Origin of the sequence: Mesorhizobium sp. M0998 (assembly GCF_040318885.1) — a bacterium.
GTDB lineage: Bacteria > Pseudomonadota > Alphaproteobacteria > Rhizobiales > Rhizobiaceae > Mesorhizobium.
The window spans coordinates 191101-209268 of record NZ_JAMYND010000004.1 but is presented as its reverse complement, the minus strand read 5'-3'; the positions used below and the strand labels follow the sequence as shown (position 1 = coordinate 209268).

At 62.3% G+C, this 18168-nt stretch carries 22 protein-coding genes; 12 read left to right on the top strand and 10 right to left on the bottom strand.

The features are described from left to right. The first annotated feature begins 6 nt into the window (after positions 1–6). Genes NKH59_RS05835 through NKH59_RS05825 form a run of 3 tightly spaced genes read left to right on the top strand, consistent with a single transcriptional unit; the run spans position 7 to position 1731 of the window. A complete protein-coding gene (locus NKH59_RS05835) occupies positions 7–672 on the top strand; it encodes a glutathione S-transferase family protein (RefSeq protein ID WP_353021276.1) in 666 nt (221 codons plus the stop codon). A gap of 2 nt (positions 673–674) precedes the next feature. Continuing rightward, complete coding sequence (locus tag NKH59_RS05830; protein WP_353021275.1) at positions 675–1085, top strand: hypothetical protein; 411 nt, start codon at positions 675–677, stop codon at positions 1083–1085. Positions 1086–1089: 4 nt separating this feature from the next. Further along, a complete protein-coding gene (locus NKH59_RS05825) occupies positions 1090–1731 on the top strand; it encodes a Pr6Pr family membrane protein (RefSeq protein WP_353021273.1) in 642 nt (213 codons plus the stop codon). 14 nt (positions 1732–1745) lie between these two features. On the opposite strand, the gene NKH59_RS05820 is transcribed toward NKH59_RS05825, so the two are convergent. Continuing rightward, entirely contained in the window at positions 1746–1991 is a 246-nt protein-coding gene (locus tag NKH59_RS05820) for a DUF1127 domain-containing protein (protein ID WP_353021271.1), read from the bottom strand. Positions 1992–2084: 93 nt separating this feature from the next. On the opposite strand from NKH59_RS05820, the gene NKH59_RS05815 reads away from it, so the two are divergent. The 4 genes from NKH59_RS05815 to NKH59_RS05800 all read left to right on the top strand — a co-directional run bounded on the left by NKH59_RS05815 (position 2085) and on the right by NKH59_RS05800 (position 6915). After that, the gene (locus NKH59_RS05815; RefSeq protein WP_353021269.1) at positions 2085–3497 is read left to right on the top strand and encodes an aminotransferase-like domain-containing protein; all 1413 of its coding nucleotides are present in this window, start codon (positions 2085–2087) and stop codon (positions 3495–3497) included. A gap of 148 nt (positions 3498–3645) precedes the next feature. Continuing rightward, positions 3646–5883 (top strand): phosphoribosylformylglycinamidine synthase subunit PurL, encoded by a 2238-nt coding sequence (gene purL, locus NKH59_RS05810; protein WP_353021268.1) that lies wholly within the window; start codon positions 3646–3648, stop codon positions 5881–5883. 85 nt (positions 5884–5968) lie between these two features. Further along, a complete protein-coding gene (locus tag NKH59_RS05805) occupies positions 5969–6202 on the top strand; it encodes a BolA/IbaG family iron-sulfur metabolism protein (protein ID WP_023674714.1) in 234 nt (77 codons plus the stop codon). A 20-nt stretch (positions 6203–6222) separates the two neighbouring features. After that, entirely contained in the window at positions 6223–6915 is a 693-nt protein-coding gene (locus NKH59_RS05800; protein WP_353021265.1) for a class I SAM-dependent methyltransferase, read from the top strand. Between the two features lie 43 nt (positions 6916–6958). Here NKH59_RS05800 and NKH59_RS05795 read toward each other — a convergent pair whose 3' ends face one another. Further along, positions 6959–7753 carry a phosphodiester glycosidase family protein gene (locus NKH59_RS05795; RefSeq protein ID WP_353021263.1) on the bottom strand — a complete coding sequence of 265 codons (795 nt, stop codon included), beginning with the start codon at positions 7751–7753 and terminating at the stop codon, positions 6959–6961. Between the two features lie 163 nt (positions 7754–7916). On the opposite strand from NKH59_RS05795, the gene grxD reads away from it, so the two are divergent. Continuing rightward, on the top strand, positions 7917–8252 hold the full coding sequence (gene grxD, locus NKH59_RS05790) for a Grx4 family monothiol glutaredoxin (protein WP_023674712.1): 336 nt from the start codon (positions 7917–7919) through the stop codon (positions 8250–8252). Positions 8253–8459: 207 nt separating this feature from the next. After that, positions 8460–9659 (top strand): multidrug effflux MFS transporter, encoded by a 1200-nt coding sequence (locus NKH59_RS05785; RefSeq protein ID WP_502893744.1) that lies wholly within the window; start codon positions 8460–8462, stop codon positions 9657–9659. Between the two features lie 18 nt (positions 9660–9677). Here NKH59_RS05785 and NKH59_RS05780 read toward each other — a convergent pair whose 3' ends face one another. From NKH59_RS05780 to rpsD, 4 genes are all read right to left on the bottom strand, one after another. Then, on the bottom strand, positions 9678–10085 hold the full coding sequence (locus tag NKH59_RS05780; RefSeq protein ID WP_352501584.1) for a UCP034077 family protein: 408 nt from the start codon (positions 10083–10085) through the stop codon (positions 9678–9680). Positions 10086–10134: 49 nt separating this feature from the next. After that, positions 10135–10962, bottom strand: coding sequence for an inositol monophosphatase family protein (locus tag NKH59_RS05775; protein WP_353021260.1), 828 nt, complete (start codon positions 10960–10962; stop codon positions 10135–10137). Further along, the gene (gene ttcA / locus NKH59_RS05770) at positions 10952–11839 is read right to left on the bottom strand and encodes a tRNA 2-thiocytidine(32) synthetase TtcA (RefSeq protein WP_353021257.1); all 888 of its coding nucleotides are present in this window, start codon (positions 11837–11839) and stop codon (positions 10952–10954) included. The genes NKH59_RS05775 and ttcA overlap by 11 nt, the downstream gene beginning before the upstream one ends. Positions 11840–11993: 154 nt before the next feature. Continuing rightward, complete coding sequence (gene rpsD, locus NKH59_RS05765) at positions 11994–12611, bottom strand: 30S ribosomal protein S4 (RefSeq protein ID WP_023717376.1); 618 nt, start codon at positions 12609–12611, stop codon at positions 11994–11996. A 379-nt stretch (positions 12612–12990) separates the two neighbouring features. On the opposite strand from rpsD, the gene NKH59_RS05760 reads away from it, so the two are divergent. After that, positions 12991–13200 (top strand): hypothetical protein, encoded by a 210-nt coding sequence (locus tag NKH59_RS05760; protein WP_353021255.1) that lies wholly within the window; start codon positions 12991–12993, stop codon positions 13198–13200. Positions 13201–13293: 93 nt separating this feature from the next. Here NKH59_RS05760 and NKH59_RS05755 read toward each other — a convergent pair whose 3' ends face one another. The 4 genes from NKH59_RS05755 to NKH59_RS05740 form a co-directional block, all read right to left on the bottom strand. Further along, positions 13294–13482, bottom strand: coding sequence for a DUF3008 family protein (locus NKH59_RS05755; protein ID WP_023674705.1), 189 nt, complete (start codon positions 13480–13482; stop codon positions 13294–13296). Between the two features lie 76 nt (positions 13483–13558). Further along, entirely contained in the window at positions 13559–14371 is an 813-nt protein-coding gene (gene murI, locus NKH59_RS05750; RefSeq protein ID WP_352745689.1) for a glutamate racemase, read from the bottom strand. Between the two features lie 156 nt (positions 14372–14527). Next, positions 14528–15172: a DUF805 domain-containing protein gene (locus tag NKH59_RS05745; protein ID WP_352996294.1), complete on the bottom strand. Its 645-nt coding sequence runs from the start codon at positions 15170–15172 to the stop codon at positions 14528–14530. A gap of 80 nt (positions 15173–15252) precedes the next feature. Then, positions 15253–16119 carry an RNA methyltransferase gene (locus NKH59_RS05740; protein ID WP_353021253.1) on the bottom strand — a complete coding sequence of 289 codons (867 nt, stop codon included), beginning with the start codon at positions 16117–16119 and terminating at the stop codon, positions 15253–15255. A 205-nt stretch (positions 16120–16324) separates the two neighbouring features. Here NKH59_RS05740 and NKH59_RS05735 point away from each other — a divergent pair, with 205 nt between their 5' ends. Next, complete coding sequence (locus NKH59_RS05735; protein WP_353021251.1) at positions 16325–17536, top strand: NADP-dependent isocitrate dehydrogenase; 1212 nt, start codon at positions 16325–16327, stop codon at positions 17534–17536. Between the two features lie 11 nt (positions 17537–17547). Then, entirely contained in the window at positions 17548–18168 is a 621-nt protein-coding gene (locus NKH59_RS05730) for a glutathione S-transferase family protein (RefSeq protein WP_352541441.1), read from the top strand.

Below are 18168 nucleotides of genomic sequence, written 5' to 3'. Positions count from 1 at the left end.
ACGGTCATGAAACTCTATTCGCGGCCGTTGTCGCCCTATTCGTCGATCGTGCGGGCGTTGGCCTACATCAAGAACGTGCCGCTCAAGCTCATTGCACCGCCGCCGGGGTTTCCCATCCCGGAGGCGTTTCGTGCCATCTCGCCGTTGAACCGGATTCCGGTGCTGATCACCGGCTCCGGTGAAACGATCTTCGAATCGGTGGTCATCGCCGAATATCTGGAGGAGCGCTTTCCCGAGCCGGCGCTGCTGCCGAGGGACTCGAAGGACCGGGCGCTGGTGCGCATGTTCGCCCGCATCACCGACCTCGACGTGCTCGCCCCGACGATGAAGCTGTTCGAACTCTATTTCGTGCCGCAGCGCAACGAGGCGGAGATCAAGGCACAGTTCGCCCGATTGCATCACGGGCTTGCGGCAATCGAGGCCCGCATGGCGCATGGCCCGTTCGCGCTCGGCGACGACATCTCCTTCGCCGATGCCTGGCTGACGCCGACCCGCTTCGTCTTCAACAATTTCAGGGCGACGATCGGCCGCCCCGATTTGCTTGACGCCTATCCGAAATTCGATGCCTACGAGCAGATTGCCTTGCAGCATCCGGCGCTGTCGCGCGTCTGGGGTGAGATGACAGACGGTCTGAAGGTGTTTCTGTCCGAACTCGAGATGGGCGCCGCTTGAACATGAGACCGACGACCACGCGCCTCGCCGTCGCTACTGCCGCCGGGCTTGTACTCGCCTCATGCCAGTCAGGCTCGAAGAGCACGCCGGCGCCGGCGGGCAAGAGCGCGTCACTGCTTGCCATGGAACAGGTGGCAATCGCTGCCCACAAATGCTGGATCGCCAGCAAGGACCCTGCCTTCAAATCTTACCAGATGGCCAACGAACTGAATTCGTTTGGCGGCACGCCCCGCTTCCTGCTGGTGCCGGCCAAGCATTATGGCGGAAAGCCGCTGCTGGTCGTGCAGGCGCAAGGCAATTCGAGCCGCGTCGACGTGTTCGGCCCATTGATGGCGGAACCGCTCGGCGCGCGCATTGGCTCGGACATTGCCCGCTGGCAGGCGGGCAATCCGGCCTGCGGCGCTGCTGCCTAGCCCAATGGGTCGCCTGCTGCAGATCATCGGTCTGGTCGTCGGCCTGGCCGGGCTCGTCCTGCAGCTCTGCATCACCGTCCCGGCATCAATGGAAGCCGGCCGCGGCTTTGCCGGCTCGCTGGTCTTCTATTTCAGCTTCTTCACCATCCTGACCAACATCGGCGCGGTGCTCGTCCATGCCTCGTTGCTGTCGTCGACGGGTTATGCCTGGTTTCCGGCCTTTGCCGCGCCACGGATGCGGGCGGGCGTAGCAGTCGCCATAACGCTGGTCCTCATCGTTTATGCAACGGTCCTGGCGCAGCTTTGGCAGCCGCAAGGGCTGTTCCTGCTCTGCGATGTGCTCCTGCACTATGTGACGCCGGTGTTGTTCGTGCTGTGGTGGCTTGTGGCAGGCGCCGACGGCTCGACGCGGTGGCGCGACATCTCCTGGTGGATGATCTATCCGATTGCCTATCTGGCCTACGCGCTGGTGCGGGCGCCGATTGCCGGTGAAGTGCCCTACCCGTTCCTCGATCTCGCCAAGAACGGCGCGACCAGCGTCGCCGTCTCGGCTCTGGCCATCACCGGGCTCTTTCTGATGCTGTGCATTGTGGCGGTGCTTGTGGACCACGGTGTCACGCGGATCAGGGCGGCGGGCGTCCGCTAAAGCGCTCGAACGCATCAGTCCCAGAACGGCCTCAGACCTTCACGATGGGCATCGCAGCGCGAAATGCCGATGTCCTTGAGCTGGGCGTCGGTCATCTCGAGCAGGACCAGCCGGCTGCGCCGGCGATCCAGCAGGCTGTCGATCCATCGGACGAATGACGTGACCACTTGCACGAGCCGGCGAACATAGGATCTCCGGTCCGACGAGCGGCTTCCGGTCAATTCAACTGCGGCGCAGCGGATTGTCTCTATTGTACCCATTTTCTTTCTGCCAAGATTGCAATTGTGCCCTTTTGTATTGCCCGTTTCATATGTATTGACTCTCACTTCGGTGCAATGTAGAAAATTGTCACCATGACAACTTGGCTTCCAGACCTTACCGGCGGCACTGGCCCGCTCTATCAGCGGCTTGCCGCTTCCATCGAGACGGACATCGACCGCGGCTTGATCGGTGCAGGGGCAAAGCTGCCGCCGCAGCGCGATCTGGCATACGACATCGGCACGACCGTCGGCACGGTCGGCAGGGCCTATCAATTGCTGCGCGAGCGGGGACTGGTCAGCGGCGAGGTCGGCCGCGGAACCTATGTTCTCGCTCAACGGTCGGAGAGCGCAAAGGCGGATTTCCTGGGGCCGGTCGAACAAGGCACGCGCTATATGGATGCGCCCGGCGACAAGCTGCGCTTCGATAGCACCGCCGCACCGGATGTCGGCCAGGGTGCCATCGTCGCCGACGTGTTGACACGCACGGCGCAAGACCATCCGCATGAGATTTCAAGCTATACTCGTGATTTCCCGGACCGCTGGTTCGAAGCCGGCAGGCGCTGGCTGTCGCGCAATTCCTATCGCCCGGCGACGGATGCAATCGTTCCCACGCTCGGCACCCACGCCGCCGTGATGGCAACCATTGCGGGGCTCACCGCCCCCGGCGACTATGTCGTCTTCGAGCACCTCACCTATTCGCAGATCTCGCGCAGTGCCGGCCTGATCGGTCGCCGGACCGCACTGGTGGCGACTGACGACGAGGGCATCGATCCCCAGGATTTCGAGCGCGTCTGCGCACAAAAGCACCCGAAGATGATGTTTTTGATGCCGACGGCCAAGAACCCGACGCTGACAACGCTGTCGGCATCGCGCCGCGAGGCAATCGCGCATGTCGCCCGTCAATATAACGTCGTCCTGATCGAGGACGATCTCTATGGCGGACTGACCGATGACCCAACGCCTTTAATGGCCGAATATGCTCCCGAACGGACCATCGTTGCCGGCGGCCTGTCGAAATCGGTTGCGGCGGGTGTTCGCGGCGGCTGGCTCGCTTGCCCGCCGGCCTATCGTCACCGCATCCGGGTTGCCCACAAGATGATGACGGGCGGCCTGCCCTTTCTGCTGGCGGAGGTGGGCAGCCGGCTGGTGCTGTCCGGTCAGGCCGCTGAGGTGCGCAAGCGCAGCATTGCCGAGATCGGTGCGCGCATCGCGATCGTGCGCGAGACACTCGACGGCTTCGATTTCAAGGCGCTGGATAACGTGCCATTCGTCTGGCTCACTTTGCCGGACCCATGGCTTTCCGGCACTTTCAAGCAGGCCTGCCTCGAACATGGCGTGCTCATCGACGACGAGGACGAGTTCAAGGCAGGGCGTTCCGAACAGGCCTTTCACGGCGTACGGTTTGGCATCTCGCAACCGCGGCAGCGGGACGATATCGCGCACGGCGTCGCGGTAATCCGGCGGCTTCTGGACGAGGGCCGCGCCGGCTACGACAGCTTTTCCTGAACCGGCTTGAAACCGGCGGGTCGAGTGGCGATCTTTCGCTACTTGCGGTCAGCTGTTGCTTTCCATCGTTTTAGTCATCCAACGGGGTGTATCGGCTGCGACGCTTGCGATAAGACGGGACTCGATCTCAAGGACACAATTGCCGATCATGACCATTTCCAATTCCGTGCCGATCACTCCTGAACTCATTGCCGCGCACGGGCTGAAGCCCGACGAGTACCAGCGCATCCTCGACCTGGTCGGGCGCGAACCGAGCTTTACCGAACTTGGTATTTTTTCGGCGATGTGGAACGAGCATTGTTCTTACAAATCCTCGAAGAAGTGGCTGCGCACGCTGCCGACCACCGGGCCGCAAGTCATCCAGGGCCCGGGCGAGAATGCCGGCGTGGTCGACATCGGCGACGGCGACTGCGTCGTCTTCAAGATGGAGAGCCATAACCACCCCTCCTATATCGAGCCCTATCAGGGAGCTGCGACCGGCGTCGGCGGCATCCTGCGCGATGTCTTCACCATGGGCGCGCGGCCGATCGCGGCGATGAACGCGCTGCGCTTCGGCGCGCCGGACCATCCCAAAACCAGGCACCTCGTTGCCGGTGTCGTTTCCGGCGTCGGCGGCTATGGCAATTCCTTCGGCGTGCCGACGGTCGGCGGCGAGATCAATTTCGACGCCCGCTACAATGGCAACATCCTGGTCAATGCCTTTGCGGCGGGGCTTGCCAAGACTGATGCGATCTTCCTGTCGGAAGCCAAGGGTGTTGGCCTGCCGGTGGTCTATCTCGGCGCCAAGACCGGGCGCGACGGTGTCGGCGGCGCCACCATGGCCTCGGCCGAGTTCGACGACAAGATCGACGAGAAGCGGCCCACCGTGCAGGTTGGCGATCCGTTCACCGAAAAATGCCTGCTCGAAGCCTGCCTCGAACTGATGGCGTCCGGCGCCGTTATCGCCATCCAGGACATGGGTGCCGCCGGCCTCACCTGCTCGGCGGTCGAGATGGGCGCCAAGGGCGACCTCGGCATCGAGCTCGATCTCGACAAGGTGCCGGTGCGTGAAGAGCGCATGAGCGCCTATGAGATGATGCTTTCGGAGAGCCAGGAGCGCATGCTGATGGTGCTGCGCCCCGAAAACGAAAAACAGGCCGAGGCGATTTTCCACAAATGGGGCCTCGACTTTGCCATCGTCGGCAAGACCACCGACGATCTGCGCTTCCGCGTGCTGCACCAGGGCGACGAGGTCGCCAACCTGCCGATCAAGGATCTCGGCGATCAAGCGCCGGAATATGACCGTCCCTGGGTCGATCCGAAGAAGCCGGCGCCGCTGGCCGGCGATGCACCTCAAGCCGATGTGGCTGACGCACTGCTCAAGCTGCTGAGCGGACCGGACCTTTCCTCGCGCCGCTGGGTCTGGGAGCAGTACGACACGCTGATCCAGGGTAATTCCCTGCAGCTTCCCGGCGGCGACGCCGGTGTCGTGCGCGTCGATGGCCACCCGACCAAGGCGCTCGCCTTCTCCTCCGACGTGACGCCGCGCTATTGCGAGGCCGACCCTTACGAGGGCGGCAAGCAGGCGGTTGCCGAATGCTGGCGCAATCTTACCGCCACCGGCGCTCTGCCGCTCGCGGCCACCGACAACCTCAATTTCGGCAATCCGGAACGGCCGGAGATCATGGGCCAGCTGGTTGGTGCTGTGAAAGGCATCGGCGATGCCTGCCGGGCGCTTGGCTTTCCGATCGTCTCCGGCAACGTCTCCCTCTATAATGAGACCAACGGACAGGGCATCCTGCCGACACCAACCATCGGCGGCGTCGGTCTGATTGCCGACTGGTCGAAAATGGTGCGCATCGGCTTTGCCGCCGAAGGCCAGATGATCGTGCTGGTCGGCGCGCCGACGATATGGGGCTCGCATCTTGGCCAGTCGGTCTATATGCGCGACATCTTTGGCCGCGCCGACGGCCCGCCGCCGCCGGTCGATCTCGGCCACGAGAAGCGGGTCGGCGACCATGTGCGGGCACTGATCGCCTCCGGTGTCGTTACCGCGGCGCATGACGTTTCCGATGGCGGCATCGCGGTAGCGCTGGCCGAGATGGCGATGGCCTCCGGCATCGGCGCGACCATCCCCGGCCTGATCGGCACAGATCCAATCCCCGTCTGGTTCGGCGAGGACCAGGGCCGCTATCTCTTGACGCTGTCGATCGACCCGCAGAGCGAGCAATGGGACGCCATTCGCGAACAGCAAAACAAGCTCGGCGTTTTTGCGCCGTGGATCGGCTCGACCGGCGGCAGCGAACTGAAGCTGGGCGAGGCGCGTGCGATACCGGTCAGCGAATTGACCGACGCCCACGAATCCTGGTTCCCTCGCTTCATGGCAAATGAGGTCGTGGACCCGTGATGTGATCGAGAGGGCCGTTTCGCTGTGGTTCATCCGCCATTTCGACCATATCTATGAGATCACGACCTGAACAAGGAATCCTCATATGGCAATGGACGCCCACGACATCGAACGGCTGATCAAGGAAGGCATTCCCGACGCCAAGGTGACGATTCGCGACCTGGCCGGCGACGGCGACCATTATGCGGCTGAGGTTGTGGCCGAAAGCTTTCGCGGGAAAAGCCGGGTCCAGCAGCACCAGATGGTCTATGACGCGCTGAAGGGCAATATGGGCGGCGTGTTGCACGCGCTTGCCCTGCAGACCAGCGTGCCGGACTAATTCTACGCAAGCGGGAAGTCATGGCCAAAGGCGACAGCGATCCGGTTGCAGTCAGTGCCTATGCTTCCTTCGCCGAGCGCTATGACGCGCTGGCGCCGATCAAGCCGCACAACGCCCTTTATGAACGGCCAGCCTCGCTGGAGTTGCTGGGCGACGTGACGGGTCTGAACATACTGGACGCCGGTTGCGGCTCCGGTATCTGCTCGGAAAAGCTGGCTGGCTCAGGTGCGCGGGTAAGTGCCTTCGACATTACGCCGGAAATGCTGGCTCTGGCACGTCAGCGATGCGCTGGGCTCGATGTCGATATCCGGCTTGGCAACCTCGAAAGGGCTCTCGACTGGCTCGCGGATGGCAGTTTCGACCGAATACTTTGCTCGCTGGCGCTCGACTATGTCGAAAAACTGGAGCCGGTATTCGCTGAGTTTCATCGCGTGGCCTGCCCGGGCGGCTGGCTGGTGTTCTCTATGGGCCATCCAATGCGCGACTGGCAGGACACGCGCACGCGCGGGACGAAAACCTATTTTGAAACGAATCGCTGGGGCATGTATTGGGAGGTTTTGGGGAGCCCAAGCCCTATGTCGAATCCTATCGCAGGCCGCTCGGCGATATCCTCAACGGGCTTGCCGACACAGGCTGGACGCTCGATCGTTTCGTCGAGCCGGTTCCCGCGCCCGAGATGGAAATGGTCGACTCCAGGCATTTTGCCGAACTGAGTTTGGCGCCGGCATTCATATGCGTACGTGCGCATAAATAAATTCACCTTTTCGCCGACACGGCGATGATCGGCCCGACCGGATAGCTTCCACCCACAATCATCCGCTCGCCGTTCGACAGCGCCGAAACGACCCCGTCGAAGAAAAGCGCGTTGGGACAATTGAGCGCATCTCGAAACAGTCGCGCGAAGCTGCCGAGGCTGACCTCAGAGCGCGAGATCGCCAGCACGACAGTGTTTTCGTCACGCACGCCGATGCCATTGCGGATATAGCGCGATGTGCCGTTTTGCTCGAAGCGGGGATGAAGCCGGCCGTCGATCACCAGCATCGGGCCGGATTGCGTGGCAAACATCACGTCCAGTCTGGTCGCAGCATAGGCGCTTGTCTCCATGACCGCCGCCTTGCCGTCCTTCCGGACCAGGAAGACGCCATTCGGTTTCAGGAAGAAATTCCCTTCGCTGTCGGCGACGTTGATCGGCGCCTTCTCCCGGCCGTCTTCGACGAGAAGGCCGACCGGAGTCAGGTCTTGGTGATACATGCCGGCGTTCATGGCGAGCAGCACCGGCCGGCCATGATTCGCCATCGCCTTGTCGAATTTGTCCAGTGAACCGAAAGCCTTGCCGTCAAGGCCTGCATGGAACACACCGATGTCATAGTGGCGCAGATCGATTTCGCAGACGACATAGGCGACCGCCTCGAAGCTCGCGTCGCGGCACGGCGCCGGTAATTCACCGCCGACGACGAGAGATGGCTGTCTCGGCGACCTGGCCCACCAGATCAAGGACAGTGCGGCGAACAGAACGGCGAGGAGGAACCCGGCGAGATATCGTCTTTTCATCGCGCCTCGGGAAAGATGGTGGCCAACGCTCTTGGCCCAAGATCAGACGTTCCTTTGCGCCATTTGCATGGCAAGGCGGCAAACATCTTGTTTCGCGCAACCCATGGGTTTATTTGAAGGGTAATGTTCGAGCCTGACTCCCACAGGCATGAAAGGGTATTCCATGAGCGGCATCAACGACTACATCGACAATGAAGTGAAGGGCAACGACGTCGTTCTCTTCATGAAGGGCACGCCCGGCTTCCCGCAATGCGGATTTTCCGGCCAGGTCGTGCAGATCCTCGACTATATCGGCGCCGACTATAAGGGCGTCGACGTGCTGACGTCGGCCGAACTGCGGCAAGGCATCAAGGACTATTCCAACTGGCCGACCATCCCGCAGCTCTACGTCAAGGGCGAGTTCGTCGGCGGCTGCGACATCATCCGCGAGATGTTCCAGGCGGGCGAATTGCAGACCTTCCTCGTCGAAAAGGGCGTCAGCGTCAAAGGCGCCGCCTGACTTCTGTTTCTGCGTATGACCTTCCGCCTGCGATTTTCGGGGGTCATGCGCTAAGCGCCGGGGCAGCCCCCACCTTGGCAAAAAGTTCTGCCCGCTATCGGGCAATCAACGAATGGATGCGTCGGCCAGCCGGCGCATTTTCGTTTGAGGATCGGACTGGCCTTGGATCAGCAAGCACAAGCGCAGCAAAAGGCAAGCACCTTGCCCATTCCGCGCTGGGAATTCATTGCGCTGTGCGCGGCGCTGATGGCGCTCAATTCGCTGGCAATCGACATTATTTTGCCGGCGCTGCAGCAGATCGGCGCTTCGCTTGGCATCGAAAATGAAAACCACCGGCAATATGTTGTCACCGCCTATATCCTTGGCTTTGGCGGCGGACAGCTGTTCTTCGGGCCGATCTCGGACCGCTTCGGGCGCCGCGCGCCGCTTGTCGCAGGGCTGGTGATCTACGTCCTGGCGGCCGGCGCTGCGGCAATCGCCCCGTCATTCGCCACGCTTCTGCTATGCCGGGCGGTGCAAGGCATCGGCGCGGCGGCGACGCGCGTCATTGCCGTCTCGATCGTGCGCGATACGTTCGACGGAAGGCGCATGGCCGAAGTCATGTCCTTGATCTTCATGGTGTTCATGGCCATTCCGGTGGTGGCGCCCGGTATCGGCCAGTTCATCATGCTGTTTGCGACCTGGCATGTGATCTTCGTCACCATGGCAGCCGGCGCGCTGATCGTGTCCGCCTGGTCGCTGCTGCGCCTGCCCGAGACACTACACCCCGAATATCGCCGGCCGCTGACGCTGTCCTCCATCATCGGCGGCTTCCGCATCGTTCTCACCAACCGCATCGCGCTCTGCTACGCCTTTGCCAGCACCTTCATCTTCGGCGCCATGTTCGGCTTCATCGCCTCGGCCCAGCAAATCTATGTCAGCGTGTTCAATGTCGGCGAGATGTTCCCCGTCATCTTCGCGGGGGTTGCCGGCGTACTTGCTTTTTCGAACTACCTCAACTCGCGCCTCGTCGGCCGCATCGGCATGCGCCGTCTGTCGCAAAGCGCGCTGCTGCTGTTTCTGGCCATCAGCCTTGCCTGGCTGGTCGTTTCCATCGAAATAAAGATGCCGCTCTGGCTCTTCATTACCTTCTTTGCCTGCGCCATGGTCCCGTTCGGCGCGCTCGGCGCGAACTTCAACGCGCTCGCCATGGAGCCGCTGGGGCACCTGGCCGGCACTGCGTCGTCGATCCTTGGGTTCATGCAGACATTTCTTGGCGGCATTCTCGGTACGCTGATCGGCCAAGCCTTCAACGGCACGGTGACGCCGCTGGCCGCCGGGTTCTGCAGCGTGTCGGTGGCGGCGCTGCTGATGATCCTGCTGGCCGAGCGCGGCAGACTGTTCCAGCCGCATAACCCGCCGGTTTAATGCACATTGCGCGTGCGCCTAGGATGCACCCTCACTGACCGCGGTGAAGCGGGGGAACAGCGTACGTCCTGCGATTGCTCCACCCATACTGTCCGAAACGGGCAGTGGAAGAGCCTTGTCGAGCGCCTCGAGGACGGAAGCCACGAAGGCCCGATTGAGCGGACCATCGTCCCCTAGATGGGAGTAAGTGGCGCGCGGCTTGCCGATAAGCGTGCCGTTTCGGCGAATTGAGAACTGCAGCGTCAGGGTCATGCCCGCGGTTCCGGGCGGCGGCTTCCAACAGGCGAAGATCGCGGAGAACATCTCGTCTATGGTGTCGACGGAGTCGGGACTGCGACATGCGCGTTCCCCAGCGCTTGCTTCATTGACACCGGCAACCAAGGCAAGGGCAAAGGCCGTTGCAACAATTGCGGACCGAGGTTTCATTCGAGGTCTCCGGTTTCGCACAGGATTGGACAACTTTGGCAGCGAAGAGTTATTCCGCCCAGAGCTCGCGGCGCAGCTCCCGCCAGCTCTCCCGGTCCGGCGCGACCAGCAGGCCACCTCCGACATGCGACGGCAGATAGGCGCTGCCGTCGAAGCGCGCGGCATGGCCGCCCGCCTCCGCATGGATCAGCACGCCAGGCAGGTGATCCCAGGGCATCAGCTTGTTGTAGACGACGAAATGGCCGTGGCCGCTGGCCAGCAGGCGGTATTCGTGGGCGGCGCAGCGATAATTGAACTGCGATAGCGACTTGGTCTGGTTGCACGCCAAACGTGAGCGGTCCGGCTCGGGCACGTAGTGCCATGAGACCGCACCGGTCATTTCCGACATCGGCGCCGGTTTGGCGACATGGACCTTTTCCAGATTGCCATGGGCATGGCGGATATGGCTGCCGGCGCCACTAACGCCGATCAGCCAATCCTTGCCGACGGGATCGTGGATGATGCCGGCGACCGTCTCGCCCTTGATCACGACGCCAAGCATGACGCCGAAAAGCGGCACGCCGGAGGCGAAGTTGAAGGTGCCGTCGACCGGGTCGATGACGAAGGCGAGTTCGGCATCGCCGAGACCGTCGAGCAGCGTCGGGTCGTCGGAGCAGGCCTCCTCGCCGACGATCATTGCGTGGGGATAACGCTGGCGCAGCCTGGCGGTGATGAGCCGTTCGGCATTGACGTCGGCTTCGGTGACGAGATCGGCGGCCGAGGTCTTGCGACGGACGTCGCCCTCGCTCAACCGGCGAAAGCGCGGCATGATCTCGGCGACGGCGGCTTCCGACAGAAGGTCGGCAAGCCAGTCGATCGCGCTATCGTCAAATGTCATCGGGACGCCTGGTGGTGAGGGTTTCGTTGAGGGCGGCGAAATCGAACAGCTTCCTGTCGAGCAGATGCGAACGCCGCACATTGGTCATGGCGCGGATCATCGTGTCCTTGCGGCCAGGCATGCGCTTCTCGATGTCGTCGAGCATCGCCTTCATGGAGGTGCGCTGCAGGCCTTCCTGGCTACCACACAGATCGCACGGAATGATCGGGAATTTCATGGCGCCGGCGAATTTCTCGAGATCGGCTTCCGCACAATAGGCGAGCGGCCGCAGCACCATGACATCGCCTTCGTCGTTGAGCAGCTTCGGCGGCATGGCGGCAAGGCGTCCGCCATGGAACAGGTTCATGAAGAAGGTTTCCAGTATGTCCTCGCGGTGATGACCGAGCACCAGCGCCGAGCAGCCCTCCTCGCGGGCAATGCGATAGAGATGGCCGCGCCGCAGCCGCGAGCACAGCGAGCAATAGGTGCTGCCCTCGGCCAGCTTGTCGGTGACCACCGAATAGGTGTCCTGATATTCGATGCGATGCGGAATGGCATATCTATCGAGATAATCGGGCAATATGTGCTTGGGAAAGTTCGGCTGGCCCTGGTCGAGATTGCAGGCCAACAGCTCGACCGGCAGCAGCCCGCGCCATTTGAGATCGAGCAGCACGGCAAGCAGGCCGTAGGAATCCTTGCCGCCCGACAGAGCGATCAGCCAACGGTCGCCGGGTCTCACCATGGCGAAATCGTCGATCGCCTGGCGGGCAAGCCGCAACAGCCGCTTGCGCAGCTTGTTGAACTCGACGGAGGACGGCACATCGGCAAACAGCGGATGAAAGCCGCCTTCGGTATCGGCGACCGGTTCGAGTGTTTCGGCGTCTGGCAGCATATTCATGGCGCGTCGGCCCCAAGATCCTGTTGCCGCCCGCAGTAGCGCATCGGACCGAAAACCGAAATCGATTTCGGAATCACGCCGCGGAAAAAGAAACGAAAAAAGAAAAGGCCGCCTCGACGGGCGGCCTTCGATTGTATCGCGACGAACGCGCCGATCAGCGCGAATAGAATTCGACGACCAGGTTCGGTTCCATCTGCACGGCAAACGGAACGTCCGCCAGGCCGGGGATGCGTGTGAATGCCGCGGTCATCTTGTTGTGATCGGCCTCGATGTAATCGGGCACGTCGCGCTCGGCCAGCCCCACCGATTCCAGCACGATGACCAGCTGCTTCGACTTTTCGCGCACTTCGATGACATCGCCCGGCTTGCAGCGGTACGAGCCGATGTTGACGCGCTTGCCGTTGACGTTGACGTGGCCATGATTGACGAACTGGCGCGCCGCAAAGATGGTCGGCACGAACTTGGCGCGATAGACGACTGCGTCGAGGCGCGATTCGAGCAGGCCGATCAGGTTCTCCGAGGTGTCGCCCTTGCGGCGGTCCGCCTCTTCATAGACCTTGCGGAACTGCTTTTCCGAAACGTCGCCATAGTGGCCCTTCAGCTTCTGCTTGGCGCGCAGCTGTAGGCCGAAATCGGAAAGCTTGCCCTTGCGGCGCTGGCCATGCTGGCCGGGGCCGTATTCACGCTTGTTGACCGGGGACTTCGGGCGGCCCCAGATGTTTTCGCCAAGACGGCGGTCGATCTTGTACTTCGCGGATTCGCGCTTGCTCATCGCATTCCCTTTCAAAACAATGCACCCGGAACCTCATGGTCCGGGTGAAGGAAACGCGCCCTCCTCTGGCCTCAGTTTTCGAGACCTGACAGGGTTTTCCACGCAACGCGACGGAAAACCCACGGGACACGTCATTTCAAACAAGACATAGGGAAAGTAAACCGGCTTCCCAAACGTCTTGCACACATAAAGAAAACCACCGGGCATTGCGGCCCGGTGTTGGTGGGCTGGTTAAACGGAGATTTAACCGCTGTCAAGCTTCCGGCTGGCGCGAATCGCCGAACCGGATAGTGTTACGGTTGTAGAACGTGCCGGATGTGGCGGGAGGTTGCGCCAGCGGCATCAGGAAGGGACTGAAATCAGAGGAGCTGGAATTCGCATGAAGAAGTTCTTCCTTACGTTGGTAGGCGCCGCGGTGATGGCCGGCACGATGGCGGTCGCGCCCGAGCCGGCGCAGGCCCGGCATTGGCATGGGCACAGGCATCACCAGGTCTGCCGCATCGTGGTCAAGAAGAAGGTGGTGTGGCGCCACGGTCATCGCAAGGTGATCCGCTACAAAGTGCGGCGCTGCGGGTGGGGCTGGAACTGATAATTTTCGTCCTCGCCCGTTGAGACTTCATGGCCCGCGGCTCAGCCGCGGGCCTTTTATTGACCGGCATCCGCCGTCAGAATGGCCAGTCGATCAGTGTTTCGACTTCTTTTCCGGCAGGCCCTTGCGCTTGGTCTCGGCGAATTCCTCGAGCTGTTTTTCGCTCATGGATTTATACATTCCCTTCGACGCGCCTTTGAGCGCGCCCTTCTTGGTCTCGCCGCGCTTGGCTGACAATGCCGCGCCGGCCGCTTTCTGCTGGGCTTTTGAGGTGGCTGGCATGATGGTTTCTCCCGTTTCCAATGAGAGGAAAACGCATTGTCCGGTGTGATGTTCCCAAAGCGAAAATTGCCTGCGATCAGGATATCGCCAGGCCAAATCCCTGCATCAGCCGGCGCGTCGGAAAATCGGCGCTGTTCGAGGTGAAGAATGCAAGGTCGGCGCCTTCCGGCAGTGCCTCTCTGCGATAGCGGGCCTCGGTATCGGCAAGCAGCGACAGCGCCCGGCGTGCGATCGCCTCGGCCGGGTCGAGCCAGTCGACCGGCCACGGTGCTGTCTTGCGCATGCGGTTGGCCAAAAACGGATAATGGGTGCAGGCAAGCACGACGATGTCGGTGCGCAGCCCGTCATGCTCGACGAAGCACGGCGCGATCTCGGCGCGCACGGCGTCCTCGTCGACAAAGCCATCGCGCATATAGGCTTCGGCCAATCCCGCCAGCCTGTCGCTGCCGACCAGGCGGACATGGCATTTCTGCGCCCATTTGCTGATCAGGTCGCGCGTGTACTGGCGCTTGACGGTGCCGGGCGTCGCCAGAACCGAAACCAGGCCCGAGCGCGTGCGTTCCGCCGCCGGCTTGATGGCCGGCACGGTGCCGACGAAAGGGTGGCCGGGAAACCTCTCGCGCAAGGCATCGATGACCAGTGTCGAGGCGGTGTTGCAGGCGATGACCGAAATGGCCGGCGAAAACCGGTCGAGCAGCCTGGCGAACAACTCCAGGATATGTGTTCTCAGCGCCGGCTCCTCCCAGCCGCCGAAGGGGAACGCCGCGTCGTCGGCGACATAGATGAAGCGGCGGTCAGGCATCAGCACGCGCGCCTCACGCAGCACGGTGAGGCCGCCAATGCCGGAATCGAACATCAGGATCGGACGGGCGCTCGATGGATCGGTCATTGTCATTGAGTCACTAAGGGCTGGGAATCACTAAGGGCTGGGAATCACAAACGAGATCACGAGGGAGGCCCGGCCCATGCTTTCTGCTTCGGCCAATGATGCTTTATCCCGGCCGCTTCTATGTGGAACCATCATGGCCTTGATGCGGCGAGCCGGTCACACAAGGCCGCGCTTGCCGAAGCCGCCGGGCCGCGGCCGGCCGTTCGCCGGAGATGCAGGTTGAGATGCAGGGTGGTTCGACGGCACCGGCGCGGCCCGCGTGGCGTAGGCTGGAGCCTGGGCCGTCACGCCGGCGACTGACTCTGAATAGGGCGCCCCGCGACCGCGCAGCGGCCCGGGCGGGTCGAAATCGTCGAAACTCAGGGATGACGCCATATCCGAAGAGCCGCCACCCGCCGGCTTGCCCGCCAAGATGACGGCCCACAGCCCGACAAGAGCTAATCCCAGCAGGTTAAGGCCGGAATGCGAATCTTCGCCGTCGAATTTTACGACAAGAACAGTACCGGCCTGCAGGATCGCGAACAGCGTCGAGAACACGATATACGACCAAAGGATCCAACCCGACCCTTGCGCGTCGCGGCTTCGACGCCAGGCGAAATTCGCGCGGAACAGAACGATCACCAGCGAGGTAACGAGAACAGCCGCGGCCAGCCCTTCCCTGGAAGGACCGGGTTTCGAATTGGCCAAACCCTCGAAGCCGACGGTCCCCACGACGCACAGCACAAAGGTCACGATTTCCGCAACCAGCAAGGCCGCGGAATAGAAGAAAAAGCGAAGACGCCCGATATTTGAATTGAACATCGAAAGGATCCATCGTTTTCCAGACAATGGATCACACCAAATAACATTCGGTTACTGGTGAGGTATGGGCAGTTCCGAGGCTAGTCTTTGTCTTTCGCCCTCGCAGCGCGTGCCGCGGCCGCCGGGAGCCGCCTTGGATCGTCGCCGGGCGATCCGTCGCCGCGCGGCATGGCCGGCGAGAACCTGTCCAGCGATGATATTATGCCGCGCAGCACCTTGAGCTCCGGCTCGGCAAAGCCGGGGCGGGTCAGCACAGCGCGCAAATTGTCGACCATCTTCGGCTTCTTCGCTGCCGGGCGGAAATAGCCGCGCGCCTCCAGTGCACCTTCCAGATACGCCAACAGGCCGTGCAATTCTTCCTTGGCAGCCGGCGGCATTTCGGGGCGGGAGAAGTTGGTCCTGGTCTCGTCTTCCAGGCCGGACTTCATCCATTCATAGGACATCAGCAGGGCCGCCTGGGCAATGTTGAGCGAGGAGAAGGCTGGATCGACGGGGAAGGTGACGATCTCGTCGGCAAGGCCGACCTCGTCATTATAGAGGCCGAAGCGCTCGCGGCCGAACAGGATGCCGGTGCGCTGGCCGGCCCGCTGCCGCGCGCGCATTGCCCTGCCCGCCTCGACCGGACCGCGCACCGGCTTGAAATTGTCGCGCGCGCGCGCCGTGGTGGCGAAGACGAAGTTCAGATCGGCAACCGCCGAGGCCAGGTCATCGAACACCGTGACGGCATCGATGACGTGGTCGGCGCGGCTTGCGGCGGCACGCGCCTTCTCGCTCGGCCAGCCGTCGCGCGGATTGACGAGCCGCAGCTCGGTAAGGCCGAAATTGGCCATGGCGCGCGCAACCATGCCGATATTCTCGCCGAGCTGCGGCTCGACCAGGATGATCGCCGGTCCGGACGCTGGAGTTCCGGGGGCAAGAGGGGTGTCGGGATTCTGGGTAGCGGCCAAGGTTGTCAGTGAACTGCTGTTTGCGGCATTTCGCAGTCCCTGCCACATTTGGCGGCGAAAATGAAGCTTTCGCAAGAAATGCCGGCACTACGGCGCGGTTCGCCGTTTGCGCGGCCAAAAAGCCTTTGATATACGGGCCGCATCCCAGGGCCGGCAGCCGTGCGGGCAAGGCCGTTCCGTTCCCCAAAAGCGAGGCATTCTTTCCATGGCGAAGATCAAGGTGGCGAACCCGGTCGTCGAACTCGACGGCGACGAGATGACCCGCATCATCTGGCAGTTCATCAAGGACAAGCTGATCCACCCTTATCTCGACCTCAAGCTCGAATATTACGACCTCGGCATCGAGCACCGCGACGCCACCAACGACCAGGTGACCATCGATTCGGCCAATGCCATCAAGAAATACGGCGTCGGCGTGAAATGCGCGACGATCACGCCCGACGAGCAGCGCGTCGAGGAATTCAAGCTGAAGAAGATGTGGAAGTCGCCGAACGGCACCATCCGCAACATCCTCGGCGGCACCATCTTTCGCGAGCCGATCATCATGAAGAACGTGCCGCGGCTGGTGCCCGGCTGGACCAAGCCGATCATCGTCGGCCGCCACGCCTTCGGCGACCAGTACCGCGCCACCGACTTCCGCTTTCCCGGCAAGGGCAAGCTGACGATCAAATTCGTCGGCGAGGACGGCCAGGTAATCGAGCACGACGTCTTCGACGCACCCGGCGCCGGCGTCGCCATGGCCATGTACAATCTCGACGAATCGATCCGCGAATTCGCCCGCGCCTCACTGAACTATGGGCTGCTGCGCAATTACCCCGTCTACCTCTCGACCAAGAACACCATCCTCAAAGCCTATGACGGACGCTTCAAGGACATCTTCCAGGAGGTCTACGAGGCGGAGTTCGAAGCAGAATTCAAAGCGAAGAAGCTCTGGTACGAGCACCGGCTGATCGACGACATGGTGGCCTCGAGCCTGAAATGGTCGGGTGGCTATGTCTGGGCCTGCAAGAATTATGACGGCGACGTGCAGTCCGACACGGTGGCGCAAGGCTTCGGCTCGCTCGGCCTGATGACCTCGGTGCTGATGACGCCGGACGGCAAGACCGTCGAGGCGGAAGCCGCGCACGGCACCGTCACCCGCCACTATCGCCAGCACCAGAAGGGCGAGGAGACCTCGACCAATTCGATCGCCTCGATCTTTGCCTGGACGCGCGGCCTCGCGCACCGCGCCAAGCTCGACGACAATGCCGAACTGAGGCGCTTTGCCGAGACGCTGGAAAGGGTCTGCATCCAGACGGTCGAGTCCGGCTTCATGACCAAGGACCTGTCGCTGCTGATCGGCCCCGACCAGCCATGGCTTTCGACCACCGGCTTCCTCGACAGGATCGACGAGAATTTGCAGAAAGCGATGGCCTGAGCCCAACCGGCATGGGCAAGCCCGTCGTCTACGGCGCGGACTACAGCGTCTATGTGCGCATCGTGCGGCTGGTGCTGGAGGAAAAGGGCGTCGGCTACGAACTCGTGCCCGTCGACATCTTTGCCGCGGACGGCATTCCCGGCTGGTATTTCGAGCACCAGCCGTTCGGCCGCATCCCGGCCTTCGAGCATGACGGCTTTCGCCTCTACGAGACCGGCGCGATTGCCCGTTATGTCGACGAAGCCTTTGGCGGCCCGGCGCTGCAACCGGTCGAAGCCCGGCCTCGAGCACGCATGAACCAGATCACCAGCCTGCTCGACGCCTATGCCTACAGGACCATGGTCTGGGATGTCGCGGTCGAGCGGCTGGAAACAACGCCGCCCGACGAAGCCGTGATCGCCAACGGGTTGCGGCAGGCAAGAATGGCATTGCAGGCGCTCTCCTCGCTGAAAGCTGAAGGGCCTTGGCTGTTGGGAACGGACCTGACGCTGGCCGACCTGCACGCCGCACCGATCATCGGCTATTTCGTCAAGGTCGCCGAGGGACAAGCCCTGCTGGCCGAGTTTGCCGAGATCCAGAATTGGTGGACCCGCATTGCGGCGCGTGCGAGCGTTGCCGGCAGGCTGACTTAA

Coding starts and splice junctions, on each gene's coding strand:
- NKH59_RS05835 (WP_353021276.1), top strand. CDS start 7: ATGAAACTCTATTCGCGGCCGTTGTCGCCCTATTCGTCGATCGTGCGG.
- NKH59_RS05830 (WP_353021275.1), top strand. CDS start 675: ATGAGACCGACGACCACGCGCCTCGCCGTCGCTACTGCCGCCGGGCTT.
- NKH59_RS05825 (WP_353021273.1), top strand. CDS start 1,090: ATGGGTCGCCTGCTGCAGATCATCGGTCTGGTCGTCGGCCTGGCCGGG.
- NKH59_RS05820 (WP_353021271.1), bottom strand. CDS start 1,991: ATGGGTACAATAGAGACAATCCGCTGCGCCGCAGTTGAATTGACCGGA.
- NKH59_RS05815 (WP_353021269.1), top strand. CDS start 2,085: ATGACAACTTGGCTTCCAGACCTTACCGGCGGCACTGGCCCGCTCTAT.
- purL (WP_353021268.1), top strand. CDS start 3,646: ATGACCATTTCCAATTCCGTGCCGATCACTCCTGAACTCATTGCCGCG.
- NKH59_RS05805 (WP_023674714.1), top strand. CDS start 5,969: ATGGCAATGGACGCCCACGACATCGAACGGCTGATCAAGGAAGGCATT.
- NKH59_RS05800 (WP_353021265.1), top strand. CDS start 6,223: ATGGCCAAAGGCGACAGCGATCCGGTTGCAGTCAGTGCCTATGCTTCC.
- NKH59_RS05795 (WP_353021263.1), bottom strand. CDS start 7,753: ATGAAAAGACGATATCTCGCCGGGTTCCTCCTCGCCGTTCTGTTCGCC.
- grxD (WP_023674712.1), top strand. CDS start 7,917: ATGAGCGGCATCAACGACTACATCGACAATGAAGTGAAGGGCAACGAC.
- NKH59_RS05780 (WP_352501584.1), bottom strand. CDS start 10,085: ATGAAACCTCGGTCCGCAATTGTTGCAACGGCCTTTGCCCTTGCCTTG.
- NKH59_RS05775 (WP_353021260.1), bottom strand. CDS start 10,962: ATGACATTTGACGATAGCGCGATCGACTGGCTTGCCGACCTTCTGTCG.
- ttcA (WP_353021257.1), bottom strand. CDS start 11,839: ATGAATATGCTGCCAGACGCCGAAACACTCGAACCGGTCGCCGATACC.
- rpsD (WP_023717376.1), bottom strand. CDS start 12,611: ATGAGCAAGCGCGAATCCGCGAAGTACAAGATCGACCGCCGTCTTGGC.
- NKH59_RS05760 (WP_353021255.1), top strand. CDS start 12,991: ATGAAGAAGTTCTTCCTTACGTTGGTAGGCGCCGCGGTGATGGCCGGC.
- NKH59_RS05755 (WP_023674705.1), bottom strand. CDS start 13,482: ATGCCAGCCACCTCAAAAGCCCAGCAGAAAGCGGCCGGCGCGGCATTG.
- murI (WP_352745689.1), bottom strand. CDS start 14,371: ATGACCGATCCATCGAGCGCCCGTCCGATCCTGATGTTCGATTCCGGC.
- NKH59_RS05745 (WP_352996294.1), bottom strand. CDS start 15,172: ATGTTCAATTCAAATATCGGGCGTCTTCGCTTTTTCTTCTATTCCGCG.
- NKH59_RS05735 (WP_353021251.1), top strand. CDS start 16,325: ATGGCGAAGATCAAGGTGGCGAACCCGGTCGTCGAACTCGACGGCGAC.
- NKH59_RS05730 (WP_352541441.1), top strand. CDS start 17,548: ATGGGCAAGCCCGTCGTCTACGGCGCGGACTACAGCGTCTATGTGCGC.